This window comes from Gillisia hiemivivida (assembly GCF_007997295.1).
GTDB classification, from domain to species: Bacteria; Bacteroidota; Bacteroidia; order Flavobacteriales; family Flavobacteriaceae; genus Gillisia; species Gillisia hiemivivida.
In genome coordinates this window covers 107362-122652 of record NZ_VORY01000004.1, presented here as the reverse complement: position 1 = coordinate 122652, position 15291 = coordinate 107362, and the positions used below count along the sequence as shown (strand labels likewise).

Here is a 15291-nt window from a genome sequence, read left to right as displayed (position 1 = left end):
AGAAATGGGGCAGTTTTTTTATTTATATCCTTTTTGTAGTTGGGGTCTATATCTTTTATTCTGTTTCTATGACCTTAGAAATGTAAGCTGCATCTTTCTTTACCCCACCCAAGGTAGCAGAACCACGGGTATACAACCAGGGTAGGCCAATAAAGTAAAGACCTTTTATAGAACTTATTCCTCTTTTGTTCTTAGGATATCCTTTCTTATCGAGTTCTAAGCCTTGAATCCAATTGAAATTTGGACGGTAACCTGTTGCCCACACAACATTTTTAATGGTGCTTACTTCATTCCTATCAAAACTTATAGAATTCCCATCTGCATTTAGGGCTCGGCCAACAGGGATCACGTTCTCTCTATTTAATATTTCTTTGATGTTAATCCCTATAATAGGTTGAGGACTGTTAGCAATCACTTTACCAATCCATGAATGTTTGCTGGAACTAAGAAATCCGGTTTTTGTAAACCACCACCACAATGTTTTACCTAGGATCTCTTGGGGCAAAGTTTTAGCATCGTCTGGACCTGCAAAATATGTTTTCAAACCATCTTTTGAAATCTCATCAAGGATCTGAAATCCAGAATCTCCTCCACCAACTACCAAAGTATCGCCTTGCTGTAATTGTTCAACATTCTTATAATAGTTACTATGTATCTGGGTAACTTTCTTATTAATTTTAATTGAAAATGGGGGAGTGTAAGGAGTATGAAAAGGACCAGTAGCAATAATAACATTCGGGCATTTGAACTCACCGTTCTCATGCTTTAATGTGAATATGCCTTTTTTCTGTTCTATTGAAGTGATAAGTGTATTGAACTGAATGGGAATCTCGAATTTTTCAACATAAGATTTAAAATAGGCTGCTACTTCGTATTTATTAGGATAATGACCCTTAGGAGCCGGAAATTCCATCCCTTCTAAATGATTAAATTCTGTAGGTGTAAAAAGCCTAAGGGAGTCCCATCTACTTAACCAAGACTCTCCAATTTTATCTTCCTTATCTACAACAAGAAAAGATTTCCCTAGTTGCTTTAAGTGATAAGCCATGCTAAGCCCAGCTTGTGCGCTACCTATTATAATGAAATCCAGCATTTTTAGGTTTTATTACAAAGATAATAGAGTTAACCGGTCTCTTCTAACTTTGGTCAAGGTTTAAAATATTTGAAGATAGTATATGTTAATATTCTATAAATAAAAAAATCCGCATTCAATTTTACTTGAATGCGGATTATATAAACTATTACAGTTTTCTAGAATTTGAAAGCAAGATTAGTAAATATTCTTGTTCCATCAATTCCAAATTGAGTAGTTTGCCAAGGGTATTTAAATCTTCCTACAAAATCTAAGTTTCTGTCATTAGGAACTCCGCCATTACTGCTATACGCATCGGCGAAGGTATCTGGATATACATTAAACAAATTATTAGCTCCCACAGTTAAAGCGATCTTCTCTGTAAAAGCATAACTAAAGCTAAGATTAGTTAATAACTTACCACCATAGGTAGCATCATCTGCTGGGTTACTTGGATGTCTGTAAGTAACTTTTCCGTAGTGCATCATAGATAAGTTCGTGGAGAATTTATCTAGGCTGTAATTTACCGTACCTATAATCTTAGATCTTGGTCTCCATGTTTCTACACGAGAAACATCTTCTCTAGAGAATAAAGCATCTCCTAGATTGTTATCCTCAATGAATTTTGGAAACTGAGTACTTCTAACTTCTGTTTCATTAAAATTGGCAGCAATACTACCACTCAAAAAACCTTTTCCAAGTTCAATTTTGTCATAGCTAAACACAATATCTATTCCTTTGGTACGAGTGTTTATAGCATTTAAAAAGAATCCTGCTGCTCCTACATTCACACTAGATAACGTTTGATCTATTGGACTGCTAGGATCTCCGGTTGGAGTTACCTGGCCAGAAAGTACAATTCTATCATCCACATCTATTTGATACACATCCATTGTTATTCCAATTTTTCTAGTAAATCGGTAAGTTAAACCTGCTCCAATGTTAAAAGAGGTTTCTGCATCTAATTCTGGAATACCCAAAGCACGCAATGCAGGATCTGCATTGTTTAAAATCCCATTTTGTTGTATCCCATTTTCTGTAAGGGTGGTAGTAGTGGCCGTATAATAAATTTGGTGTAAAGCAGGTGCTCTAAAACCAGTACTTATTGAACCTCTAATGGCTAATTTGTTATCTAAGGTTTTATATCTGGTGTTTACTTTCCAGCTTAAATTAGATCCAAAATCAGAATAATTCTCATAACGTAAAGCACCTCCCAGTAAAAAGTCTTCTGTTATATCTGCGGTAACATCTGTATAAAGTCCTAAATTACTTCTGTAATCATTGGAAGCGTTTTCGGGTCTAAACCCACCAAAAGATTCAGATCCAGTTCTATCTGTTAGATCATCTGGGGTTCCATCACCATAAGAAGCAAATTCTCCTTCTTCAGTAACAAAACGTTCTGTACGATGTTCTGCACCAAAGGCTACAGTTAATGCATTTAAGCCTGTATCTTCAAACGATCTTACTATATCTAGATTATTTACAACATGGCTAAATTGATGTGCACCATTATAAAAATCTGATGGACTACTTGCTCCGAAAGATTGATTAAAGGAGTTTTCAATATAATAATCTATTCTGTTCCTTCCCATAGTAGAGCTTAAGTCGAAATCCCACTCATTAAAAGTAGTTCTTAAACCTAATGCAAAAGTGTAATCATTAATTCTAGGTGCCATTTGTGCTAAGAAAAAATCTGCGCCCGGATAAATTTGTTCAAAACCAGGAACCCAGTAAGGTACTCTGGCAAATTGAGGAGAAGATCCGCTTCTATTAGCTAAGGTACCAAATGAATAAATTTCGGTATTGGTCTCTTCATCTAAGGTATAACCTGTGTTGTAAGCGAAATTTGTAATGGTCATATCTGGTGATCCCACTTGAAATCCGGCACTCGGGTTACGCTGTAGGAAAGATTGTAAATCTGATTTGGAATATTCGGTATCATCAGTAACTCCCCAATAGCTAGCCTCATCTTCTAAACTAGTTATTTCTCCTGCTCTTTGAGTTTGTTTCTGATCGAAATAACTGAAAGTGAAGTTCGCAAAGCCTTTATCGGCTATTTTAACCCCAAATCCGGTTTCAATTTGATACTGTTCTCCATCACCTTCCGTAGTTATACTATAGCTTGTGTTTATAAATGGGTCCGAATTTTCTTTAAGCACTAGATTGATCACTCCGGCAACGGCATCAGAGCCATATTGAGCGGCAGCACCGTCTCTTAGAATTTCGACACGCTCTAAAGCGGCAGAAGGTATAGCCTTCATGTCTACCCCAACTTCACCACGCCCTGGGGTTACATAACTATATACTAATGCACTTAAATTCTTTCTTTTACCATTTACCAAAACCAACGTTCTACTAGGAAACAAGCCCCTTAGGCCTGCAGGACTAAAATGTGCTGCAGCATCAGATACCGGTTGCTCTGTAGAGTTATAAGAGGGTACTTTAGCCATTAGTTGTTGATCCAGAACAGCTTTTCCTGTTTGTTTCAATTCCGAAGTTGAAATATTATCAACAGGTACCGGGGAATCAAAAGATGTTCTTGGTTTCCCACGACTTCCAATAATTACTACATCGTCTAATCTTGCAGCAGCTTCCTCCAATTGGATATCGATGGTCTTTGTTTTTGAAACATCTACCTCTTTAGTTTTAAAACTTATAAAAGAAATCTCTATAATGTTTTTTCCTTCTGGTAGCATTAGGCTAAACTTTCCATCAAAATCTGTTTGAACGCCTACATTAGTCCCTTTAACTAAAATCGTTGCACCTGGAAGTGGAGTGCCAGTATTATCTCTAACGATTCCGGAGACCTCGCGCTCTTGGTATGGATTATAATTCTCTATTGCACCTTTAAAATCAATACTGGAAGCAGACATTTGAACTGTACAGAGAGCAAAAATGCAAAAGCTGAATTTTAGCGCCAAGGACATCTTGCTATTCAAATTTTTTAAATTGGATAATGATTTTTTTGAGTATTCTTTTCTCATTTTATTAGATATTAATTGAAAACATGTTGATTTTCAACACATTTAAGCAGTAAAACTTCAACTCTGAGTTGAATTAAAAATATCGGGAAAACTGATAGGGCAGAATAACGATATCAGATTAGAATTATCTGAACTGGAATTTTGGATCTCCAAAAAAGGAATTTCCCTATTCTCTATTAATTATAGTTTTAGGAAAATTATATTGTTTAATGAGTCATTCTTAAAACTCACTATTTTTTGAATAATTAGGAGGAATTCCTAGTTACGAAGGAACGAATATATGCAAAATATAACTGAAGCACCCATTTTGCTCCAATGCAGAGGCTTATGTAGTTATGTGATATTATTGAAGACTAAATAATTCTCTTTGAATTGAATAATGAAAAAGCTTAATTGAAGAGTTTACAATAGCTCGAAATGTGGGATAGAATTGTGTTTGATTTTAATTATGTGAATGGTTTTTATGAAAATGAAGATCAAAAACACCTTCTAAATTCATTTTTTGAAGCTCTTTTATTGTTTGTCGATTGTATACAGCAACATACTTATAGAGTTTTAGCAGTCGCTACTCAATAAGTTTATAAAAACATATGATGAAGGGAAACAAATAGTTTCTTGCAAATTATCTATTACAAAATGATTAGTTTCTAATCTACAGAGATCAAATTAATCTCGAAGATGAGTACAGAACCACCAGGAATACCTCTATTATCATTAGAACCATAACCCAAATGTGAAGGAACTAATAATAGTCCTGATCCTCCTTCTTTAAAATAAGTGATTCCCTCTGTCCATCCTTTTATAACTTGTTGTAAGTTGAAGCTTATTCCGTTCGAATTACTTTGATCGAAGATAGATCCATTCAAAAAAGTTCCTTTATAGGCAACAGTAACATCAGAATTTGCAGTAGGTTGCACACCGGCTCCTTCTTCATTTATTACATAATATAATCCAGATTCGCTTTTTTGAGCATTTAGATCATTTTCATCGATATATGCAGCAATATCTTGTTCGTTTTGAACTTTATAGTCTACATTTTTATTGTCATTATCATCACAGGATAAGAATAGAGTAATTACAAATGCTAGTAGGGTATATTTCATTTTTATGTTTTTAGAGTTCAAATATATGGAAAGTAAACACTGCTTTTGAATATAAATTTCAACTTAGTTTTTGTTTATTCAGAATCCAACAATTCCTGAAATACGTCAAGGAATTTCGCAACATGAAAACCATCCATTAATCCATGATGAACATTAATAGCAATAGGTAACTTATACTCATTCCCTATAGAATACATCTTACCGAATGTGATTTTGGGAACACTGTCTGGATATTTAAAATTTCGAGAATGTGTTAGCCCGGTTAGTTTATGCCAAGGAAAAGAGGAAATATGAATTGTATCCAAGCGTTTCGCATCTTCATTAAATCTAAGTCCAGAGGAATTTTGAACTTCTTCAATTTCTTTCTTCAATCTCTTCTGAAAAACGTGAAAATCTATATCAAATTCAGCAAAGGAAAACGCGAAAGTACCATCTGGTCTACCAATAGTAGCTGCGGAATGTACTTCATTGCACACAACTACTTCATTATTTAATATTCTATATTTAAATTCTGGGATCTCGTTAACCGCAGTTAAGGATTTGTGTAGATAATGTGCGAAAAACGAACGATCATTATTTTTAGAGAAATCATATGCTTTTGTAGAATCTACTTCAGAAACTACCCCAAAAAAAGGTTCGTCGAAGGATGAGAAAAATTCAAAATGTTCTTTTCTATTCCAGTTTTGAAAATCTAACTTTTTCATCTTTGGTATGTGCTTTTAATATGTTGTTAAATTATAATTGAATCAAGATCCTCGGCCAAGTTCACTACCTATTTCCCGATAAATGCTGAAATGAAAAATACTTTCGAGATTTCAAGGCAAGCCCGTCTGAATGTTTCGGGCAAGCCTCGGAAATCCTTTCCGGTTTTTCAGGAGGACAAAACACTCAATGAGGGTTTAAAATTCAATTGCAGTTATAACTTCTAAAATAATTGGTTCTCCAATTTTCTCTTCAATTTGCTTCTTGACTTTTGTCATTTCTTTAGAATCTATAGCTTCAGGACTTACCAGTTTTAAAGAGACCATAAGTGGTTTTCCGGTTCTTACCTTTACATTTCTCAGAAGGATATCATCAAAATTAGTTCCTTCCAGTTTTGAAGTAATTCTAGCTTCTTGTTTTATTCGATTAAATGAAAGAGAAAGTGGTATCATTACTATACTAATTGTGATAAGGGTATAAACCAATCCTATTCTTGCACGCCTAAAAGGCGCAAAACCTAAAAGTAAAAATGTGATACCGGCAAACATGATAATTCCAGCAAGGTTGGTTAAATAAAGTAGAAAAGCACCAGAAAACACATCCCAGTCCCACCATCCAATTCCAATACCTGCAACAGCCAATGGTGGTACTAAGGCAACCGCAATGGCAACACCCGCTAAGCTTTTCGCGATCCCTTCTTTTGCATGCGCATAGGCTGCAGCAATTCCAGAGGCAACGGCTATTCCCATATCTAAAAGGGTAGGGGTAAGGCGTGCATCAATTTCAGAGGTTAGAACTTTGAGAGGTATAAGCATACTTACGCCGGCTGCAAATATTAATGCTACAATAGTTCCAATAAGGATGGTAACGATTCCAGTTTTTAGCATATTGATATCATAACGCACCATTCCCATAGAAAATGAAACAATTGGAGCGATGATGGGCGCAAGGATCATAGCGCCAATAATTACCGGAGACGAGTCTCCAAATAGTCCAAAAGTGGCAATTAGCGTAGCGAGAATCATCATAACCAAAAAGGAAGAGCTAAGTTTTGCATTCTCTTTTAAAACCTTGAATAGTTCCTGAAACTCCTCTGTCGTGGCTCTGGGTAAAAAAGGTATTTTCCGTTGAGTAAGTTCTTCCCTTTTTTCCCCCGTGGGTAATTTGTCTATTTTGAGATTCTTTTTTTCGTCGACTCCTTCATTTTTTGAAGCATATTCGCTTTTTTGATGAAGTTTTATTTCCCGGTTATGCACACTTATGTTTATTTCTTTTGCAGTTAATTTCTCGCCGTCTACAGAAAAATCTATAGGCACTCCATTCACTATTTTTATATTCGTGGTTTTTATATGTCCTATGAATGAAGGTAATTCTGGTTTGGTAGTGGGGTTGGGTAGTAAACTTTTAAATAGAAAGGCTAAAAGCTGAAACATGCTTTGAGGTGAAAGAATGAGTACTTGAAATTTCCCATCGTTCATCACAAGGTTTCCTAGCAATCTTTTAGAGATCACCGAAGCCGAAGGATGTTCTACAGCGATAATACCTAAGGCAGAAGTATGAATAATTTCTTCTTCGTCTGCGCTAAAAAGAAAGGCCTTATGTGATAATCCAGGTAATCTTCTAATATTCTTCAAAAATTGAAATACTTCAGCAAAAAAACCTCGAGCACCTTTTTGTTCTGAAAAAATAAGGACATCTCCCACATTTACAGATTGTAGTACAGGGACCTCATTGCAGTAAAGTAAATCCAATTCATTTACTTCGTTTAGCGCTAAGATCTCCTTGGCAGCCTCTTCCATTTTTCCTGAAACTCCAAAACATTTAGTGGCTTTTTGACCCTCAGGGTGTGGTAATATTGCTATAGGCCACTTATTTTTTGCAGCCTTTAGTAATAATTCTTTAAAATCTAAATTAGAGAGGTATGAGACAAGCACCGACTCTTCTTCTGGTTCAAATTCTTGGGATATTGGAAATGTAAGTAAAGTGAAATTAGATTCTTCGAAAAACGGGATTACGGTTTCTGTAATTTTCTCAAAATCATCTGGATGATGCACTAAATAAAACATAGTTGGATAGCTCGATTACACTGCAAGTTATCATTTTAGCAAAATCTCAATTATTATTTAACCAAATCTTAGGGAATTCGAGGACTTTGCCATTTTTGGGAAATATTTTTTCTGGTTCAACATACTTTAATGAAGGCTATTTCAGTTTTATTTTAAATTAATAAAAAAAGTAATTTATATTTTTAAATAACTGGTTTTTAGGTATTTAAGTTTTAATTTATTATCTTAGAGTTCATTTATTTAACCAGATGGCCTCCCTATAAGTCTTCATAAATCATTAAATCATGAAAAAGTTTATTTTTCTGTTTAGCATATTGCTAGCAGCAATGTCATCATGTTCAGATGATGATTCCATAATTGAAACCGAAACCGAAAATTTGACGGGAACCAAAAATTTAATTGAACTTAACTTTATTCCAACTATTGAGAACTATTTTAGTAAAGACCGGGGTACAGTCACCTATAGATCTTCTACTCGTTCTGGAAACTGGATTCATAAATTTGACGATAAAGGCAGATTGCTTAAATCGGAGCTACTTGAAAAATATCCGAGTAGGATCTTAAAAGAAATTATTTTTTCAGATTACGATAGTGAAGAGAATAAAGTTAGTTTAAATGTTACCACATTTAATTATTTCACATTAGCTAGGTTGGATTCTGAATCATATGAATTAATTTTTGATGAAAGTTATATCCTAAAAAGCATCACATCAAAATATGAAAATGAGCCAGGTGAAGTTACTGTTTTTGAAAAACTAGATGATAATAAACGGATCGTCCTTTTGAAGAATGGTTTAATAGATGAATACGTCGGGTATGAATATGATGAGCAAGGGAATATACTCAAGTATATTGTTTATGATACTGAACTAGTTGTAAAATCTACTGTTACATATACCTATACAGAATTTGGAGACTTGGAATCCTATTTTTTTCAAAATACTCAGGGCGAATTTAGTGAGGCAGATTATTTTTATCGAAGTGATAATACATTGGAAAGACTTGAAGGATCTTTTGATTATGGATCAGAAAATGCTGGAAATAATTTATTTACCTACGCTAATGATGAGTCTTATATAAAGCGAATAACAGATTATGAAAATGGAGAAAGTGAGATCTATATTAATAATGGAGAACAAATTATTGTAGAATATTATCAATCTTACGAGAAACTAGCACATGTATATGAATATAGTTTTTCCGAAAGTGAAGGTAAATTTTATTTTGTAAAATATGAAAAGTATGATGAGAATGGAGATCTGGATTATATAGAGTATTATGACGAAGATGGTAATGTGACTGAAACTGTTAATGAATAAAAAAGGCAACCAATTGGCTGCCTTTTTCTATCTAATTTTCATCTGAGAGTTCTTTTTTAGAATGATTAAATTCCAACTCGATCTGATGTCTGGTAAGATCTTCAAAGGTTTCCCGCTCACGTATTAAATGAGCTTCTCCATTATACCATAATACTTCAGCAGGACGATATCTGGAATTGTAATTGCTGGCCATACTAAAACAATACGCCCCGGCATTGTTGAAGCTTAGAAGATCTCCTTCTTTAATTTCAGGAATTCTTTTATTAGTAGCGAAAGTATCGGTTTCACAAATATATCCTACCACCGAATAAAATCGCTCTTTACCATCGGGGTTGGAAATATTCTTTATTTCATGTTGAGATCCGTATAGCATCGGTCTTATTAAATGGTTAAAACCAGAATCTATCCCTGCAAAGACAGTAGAGGTAGTTTGTTTTATCACATTCACTTTTGCTACAAATTTCCCGGCTTCACTCACCAAAAATTTACCAGGTTCGAAGGCGAGTGTTAGGTCTCTGCCATATTCTTTACAAAATCCATTAAAGCGTTCACTTAATTTTTCGCCTAATTCTTCAATATTGGTTTCAATATCGCCTGGTTTGTAAGGCACTTTAAATCCGCTCCCAAAATCGATAAAATCCAGATCTGGAAAGTGCTTTGCGGTTTCAAATAAGATCTCTGAAGCATATAAAAAGACTTCAATATCTAAAATATCACTACCCGTGTGCATATGGATTCCATTGATGTGCATTCCGGTATTCTCTATAATTCTCAATAGATGTGGAATTTGATGTATCGAGATCCCGAATTTAGAATCTATGTGCCCTACAGAAATATTGCTATTCCCACCAGCCATCACATGCGGATTGATCCTGATACATACTGGAATTTTAGGGTGTCTGGTTCCAAACTGCTCTAAAATAGAAAGGTTATCTATGTTTATTTGAACACCTAAAGTAGTTGCTTCTTCAATTTCTTCCAAAGAAACCCCATTAGGAGTGTAGATGATTTTTGACGGATCAAATCCAGCCTTTAAACCTAATTTCACTTCCTGTATAGAAACAGTATCTAGTCCGGCTCCTAATTTTTTAAATAACTTTAGGACAGAAATATTAGATAATGCTTTTACCGCATAATTAATCTTAAGGCTATCCACTTGATTGAATGCGTAAGTAAGTCTATTGTACTGAGACTCAATTTTTTCAGCATCATAAACGTATACTGGGCTGCCAAACTCTGCAGCTATGTTTAAAAGGTCTTGATTATTCATATAGAAATTAAATTGCGGGCAAAAATACTTTAGATTATTAGTAAGCTATAAATTTTATGAAAATATAACACATTCTAGCAAATTGTGCATTTTATGATATTTAAATTTTATGAATATAATCATTATAAATATTACTTCAACTGTCTCGAGACATCAGGATAAATCTGGGATTCTTCAACTATATTTCTAATGTTTAATCTCTTTAGATGCTGAGATGATATAGATAGCTATAGGAGCAGCATATTGTTTTATTTTGATTTTAAAAGTTAAGCATATCTACAAAGTTTATAAATTCAAAAAATATTGGTACATCCTATTACATTTATTACTTTTGCGTTCCGTAATTAATACTGAAGAAAAGCAGATTATGAACATACACGAATATCAAGGAAAAGAAATTTTGGACAGCTTTGGCGTACGCATTCAGCGTGGTATTGTTGCTCATAATGCAAAAGAAGCAGTAGATGCTGCAAAAGAACTCACCGAGCTAACCGGAACCGGATGGCACGTAATCAAAGCTCAGGTGCATGCCGGAGGCCGAGGTAAAGGTGGTGGAGTTAAACTTGCCAAAAACCTTAAAGAGGTAGAAGAAATTGCAGGACAAATAATCGGGATGAACCTGGTTACTCCTCAAACTTCTGCTGAAGGGAAAAAAGTTCACCAAGTATTAGTTACAGAAGATGTTTATTATCCTGGTGATAGTGAGCCAGAAGAGTATTACATGTCTGTGCTTTTAAATAGAAATACAGGACGTAATATGATCATGTATTCTACTGAAGGTGGAATGGATATCGAAACAGTTGCAGAAGAAACTCCGCATTTAATCTTTACTGAAGAAATTGATCCTTCAGTTGGATTGCAAGGTTTTCAGGCAAGAAGAATAGCTTTCAACCTAGGTTTAAGCGGAATGGCATTTAAAGAAATGATTAAATTCGTTACTGCTCTTTATACTGCATATGTAGAATCTGATTCAGCTTTATTTGAGATCAATCCTGTTCTTAAAACAAGTGACGATAAGATTATGGCGGTAGATGCTAAAGTAACTTTAGATGACAACGCTTTATACAGACATAAGAATTATGCAGAAATGCGTGATATCCGTGAAGAAAATCCGGTAGAAGTTGAAGCAAGAAAAGTTGGTCTTAACTATGTAGATCTAGACGGAAACGTTGGGTGTATGGTAAACGGTGCCGGACTTGCAATGGCAACTATGGATCTTATTAAGCAGGCAGGTGGAGAACCAGCAAACTTTTTAGATGTTGGTGGAACTGCAGATGCAAAAAGGGTAGAAGAAGCTTTCAGACTTATCTTAAAGGATGAAAATGTAAAAGCGATCCTTATTAATATCTTTGGTGGTATTGTTAGATGTGATCGTGTTGCGCAAGGAATTGTAGATGCATATAAGAACATGGGGAACATAAATGTGCCTATAATTGTTCGTCTACAAGGTACTAATGCAGATATTGCAAAAGAAATTATAGACAACAGCGGATTGGATGTGCAGAGTGCTATAGAATTCCAAGAAGCTGCAGATAAAGTTCAAGCGGTTCTAGCTTAAACTTTTCTTATAGAATTAAAAAAGTCCCAAGATATTTCTTGGGACTTTTTTCGTTTATAATTTTTCCAAAGCTTTTAACTATCGCTTTTTGGTTCTGGTTTGTTTTTTTTAGGCATTGGACCACGCATGTGAATAACGAGCCCATTCAAGAAATTTCTTAAGAATTGATCGCCACATTCAACATATTTTGGGTGATCTTCATTTCTAAAGATTGCCCCAAGCTCACTTCTGGTAACTTTAAAATCTACCAGTGCACAGATTTCTACTATATCTTCATCACGCAATTTTAGCGCAACTCTAAGTTTTTTAAATGTGTCGTTGTTTGTTAATCCCATAGGGCAAAAATAAACATTTTAATGAGTACGCCGAAAAATTGCTGTATTAAAAATTCTTAGTGCTCGTTAGATCTAAAATCTGGATAGGCATCCATTCCATGTTCATGTCTGTCTAATCCTTCTAGTTCTTCTATTTCAGAAACTCTTAATCCAGCTACAGCTTTAATGATTTTAAGAATTATGAAAGTACTACTTACGCAAAATGCGCCCACGATTCCAACACCAGCTAATTGAATAAAGAATTGATCTATTCCTGCCATGCTTCCAAATATTCCTACGGCTAGTGTACCCCAAATTCCACAAATTAAATGTACAGCAACTGCTCCTACTGGGTCATCCAGTTTCAATTTATCTATAAGCGCTACACCCAGAACTATAACAACTCCTGCAATCAAGCCAATTACCACAGCTTCATTTGGAGACATTAAATCGGCGCCAGCAGTAATACCTACGAGCCCTCCTAAAATTCCGTTTAAGAACATAGTAAGGTCATAATTTTTATACATTAAAGTAGATGTCAAAAAAGCTGAAATTCCACCAGCTGCTGCTGCCAAAGATGTTGTTACAAGAACCAAAGAGGTAATGGCAGGATCGGCAGATAACACAGAACCTCCGTTAAATCCAAACCATCCTAACCATAATATAAGTACTCCTGCGGCTGCAAAGGGAATATTGTGACCAGGAATTGGTTGAGGTTTGTTGTTTTCACTGAATTTACCAATACGAGGTCCCAATATAAATATAGCTACTAACGCGGCCCATCCTCCAACAGAGTGAACTAAGGTAGATCCGGCAAAGTCATAAAAATTCATAGCATCAAGGAATCCACCACCCCATTTCCATGAGCCTACTATTGGATAGATAAGTCCTACGTAAATAACAACAAATATCATAAATCCTCCAATCTTAATTCGTTCTGCGACAGCTCCAGATACAATGGTTGCTGCAGTGGCTGCAAACATTCCTTGAAAAAGGAAATCAGTCCACCAAGTGTATCCTCCGCTGGCATATTCGGGCAGCATTCCATTTTCTGGTGCTGCTATTCCGAAACCTGCAAATTTCAAGATCCCTGCAGATCCTTCTTCAAATCCCGGATACATTAAATTGAATCCTCCTATATAGTACATAAGTAATCCCGCACAAATTATAAATAGATTTTTGAAGAGTATGTTGATGGTATTCTTTTGCCTGGTAAGTCCAATTTCGAGCAATGAAAAACCGAGGTGCATAAAAAATACCAGCCCGGTACATATCATCATCCATACATTGTTTACTGTAAATAATCCTGAGTCCATATAATTAACATTTTATGCTTTAATAATTAGTTTAGAGTTTCTTTTCCTTTGTCTCCGGTACGAATTCTATATGCTTCACTGATCTCGGAAACAAATATTTTTCCATCGCCGACTTCTCCTGTACGACCTGCTGTAAGAATAGCTTCGATAGTGGATTCTACAAAAGAATCATCTACCACAATCGATAAATATCTACGCTGAATATCACTAGTACTATAGGATACTCCTCGGTATACACTACCCATTTTTTCATTTCCCAATCCAGTTACATCCCAATAGGAGAAGAAGTTGATACCTTTTTGATGTAAAGCTTTTTTAACTGCAGAAAACTTTGATTTCCTGATTATTGCTTCTATTTTTTTCATGATTTATATGTTTAGATTAAAATTTATAAACTGCTGCAAGAAGAACAGATGCTAAGCTGTCTTGTGTTCCGTCGATATCCTTATTAAGGAATATATCTTGATTGGCTGAATCAAGGCGTATTTCTGGAATTAACATAAGATCACCTATTGCAATATTTCCTGAAACAGTTAAAGCAAAGACTCCGGCATCGCCATCGGCATCATAAACACCTAGAGCTCCTGCCCCGCCATTAAATTCTTTAAAATATTCACCTCTTGTACCTAGCGCAAAACTGTCACTTAGGCTATACTGCAGATATACCGCTGCACCATAAAAGCCGAAATCATCTCCATCAATATCTCGTATGCCAGTATCTGTATAAGCTTCCCCGGTAGAGGTAATGTTGTAAGTAGTATTGAAGCCTAAATAAAATTCATCTGATAGATCAACACCTGCAGTAAGGTCTACCTGAAAAGTTGAACCAGCAGAAGCATCTCCGCCATTATTGCCTATTCCGTCAAGATTTCCGTCCTGATCTCCGTAGAGAAAATTCAAAAATGCACTTCCGGTATCCTTAGCGTATCCAAGTTGTGCTCCAAGAGTATAGGTGCCTACAGGATTAAACTCAGTATAATCTGTGGGGTTCATTACCGCTACCATAGCACTAAATTCATCACTTAACTCAAAATCTGCTTTTATACCCGTATGAGAGAACGGCCCATAAGAGAACATGTAAGAAGTGGAATAGTTAAAGTTTGCTGCGGGTGATATAACCTCATAACCTAAATAAGTGTTCCAGTTACCAAGCGTTAATGTTACTTTATCACTGACATTCCAGTATACATAAAGCTGATTTACGATATTCGGACTACCTATAGAATTAAATACGGCATCTTCTCCTCTAGGTCCATATACGAGATCTGCAACTGCACCTACCTTTCCTGTCTCGTAACTCATAATAACATTAGCCATACCTATTGCAAAGCCAGGGTCGTTAGCGAAAGATGTTGCAGGTGCCGGTGCATCTATATCGTCATAATTCCTGTTAAAGGAGTTTAAATTGAAACGTGCATATACATCAACTGATCCTGATATTTTAAAACTGTTTGTTGGAGAATCCTCTTCTTGCGCATGAGAATTGAGCGCAAAAAGCAGAACAAGGGGTAGGTAGATTTTTTTCATTTGATATACAATTAATTAGTTGGTCACTAATCTATGTATATTTTGAGCAACTCAATTAAA

At 35.3% G+C, this 15291-nt stretch carries 12 protein-coding genes; 2 read left to right on the top strand and 10 right to left on the bottom strand.

The window, feature by feature from the left end; genetic code table 11:
• Window positions 1–55 precede the first annotated feature (55 nt).
• The 5 genes from ES724_RS05925 to ES724_RS05905 all read right to left on the bottom strand — a co-directional run bounded on the left by ES724_RS05925 (window position 56) and on the right by ES724_RS05905 (window position 7927).
• Window positions 56–1093, bottom strand: coding sequence for a flavin-containing monooxygenase (locus ES724_RS05925; protein WP_146930890.1), 1038 nt, complete (start codon window positions 1091–1093; stop codon window positions 56–58).
• A 158-nt stretch (window positions 1094–1251) separates the two neighbouring features.
• A complete protein-coding gene (locus ES724_RS05920) occupies window positions 1252–4056 on the bottom strand; it encodes a TonB-dependent receptor (protein WP_246136831.1) in 2805 nt (934 codons plus the stop codon).
• Between the two features lie 647 nt (window positions 4057–4703).
• Window positions 4704–5159, bottom strand: coding sequence for an FKBP-type peptidyl-prolyl cis-trans isomerase (locus ES724_RS05915; protein WP_026837961.1), 456 nt, complete (start codon window positions 5157–5159; stop codon window positions 4704–4706).
• Window positions 5160–5233: 74 nt separating this feature from the next.
• Window positions 5234–5863, bottom strand: coding sequence for a chloramphenicol acetyltransferase (locus ES724_RS05910; RefSeq protein ID WP_146930887.1), 630 nt, complete (start codon window positions 5861–5863; stop codon window positions 5234–5236).
• 195 nt (window positions 5864–6058) lie between these two features.
• Window positions 6059–7927, bottom strand: a complete 1869-nt coding sequence (locus ES724_RS05905) for a TIGR00341 family protein (RefSeq protein ID WP_146930884.1) — start codon at window positions 7925–7927, stop codon at window positions 6059–6061.
• A gap of 284 nt (window positions 7928–8211) precedes the next feature.
• On the opposite strand from ES724_RS05905, the gene ES724_RS05900 reads away from it, so the two are divergent.
• Window positions 8212–9246, top strand: a complete 1035-nt coding sequence (locus ES724_RS05900) for a hypothetical protein (protein WP_146930881.1) — start codon at window positions 8212–8214, stop codon at window positions 9244–9246.
• A gap of 31 nt (window positions 9247–9277) precedes the next feature.
• On the opposite strand, the gene lysA is transcribed toward ES724_RS05900, so the two are convergent.
• The gene (lysA, locus tag ES724_RS05895) at window positions 9278–10516 is read right to left on the bottom strand and encodes a diaminopimelate decarboxylase (protein WP_146930878.1); all 1239 of its coding nucleotides are present in this window, start codon (window positions 10514–10516) and stop codon (window positions 9278–9280) included.
• Window positions 10517–10883: 367 nt separating this feature from the next.
• On the opposite strand from lysA, the gene sucC reads away from it, so the two are divergent.
• Entirely contained in the window at window positions 10884–12074 is a 1191-nt protein-coding gene (gene sucC, locus ES724_RS05890; protein WP_146930875.1) for an ADP-forming succinate--CoA ligase subunit beta, read from the top strand.
• Window positions 12075–12148: 74 nt separating this feature from the next.
• Here the strand turns inward: sucC and ES724_RS05885 are convergent, their stop codons facing one another.
• From ES724_RS05885 to ES724_RS05870, 4 genes are read right to left on the bottom strand one after another with little or no spacing between them, the layout of a single operon-like run.
• On the bottom strand, window positions 12149–12409 hold the full coding sequence (locus tag ES724_RS05885; protein WP_026837966.1) for a DUF1456 family protein: 261 nt from the start codon (window positions 12407–12409) through the stop codon (window positions 12149–12151).
• 56 nt (window positions 12410–12465) lie between these two features.
• On the bottom strand, window positions 12466–13704 hold the full coding sequence (locus ES724_RS05880; protein ID WP_146930872.1) for an ammonium transporter: 1239 nt from the start codon (window positions 13702–13704) through the stop codon (window positions 12466–12468).
• A gap of 26 nt (window positions 13705–13730) precedes the next feature.
• On the bottom strand, window positions 13731–14069 hold the full coding sequence (locus tag ES724_RS05875; protein ID WP_026837968.1) for a P-II family nitrogen regulator: 339 nt from the start codon (window positions 14067–14069) through the stop codon (window positions 13731–13733).
• Window positions 14070–14085: 16 nt separating this feature from the next.
• Window positions 14086–15231, bottom strand: a complete 1146-nt coding sequence (locus ES724_RS05870; protein ID WP_146930869.1) for a porin — start codon at window positions 15229–15231, stop codon at window positions 14086–14088.
• Window positions 15232–15291 lie beyond the last annotated feature (60 nt).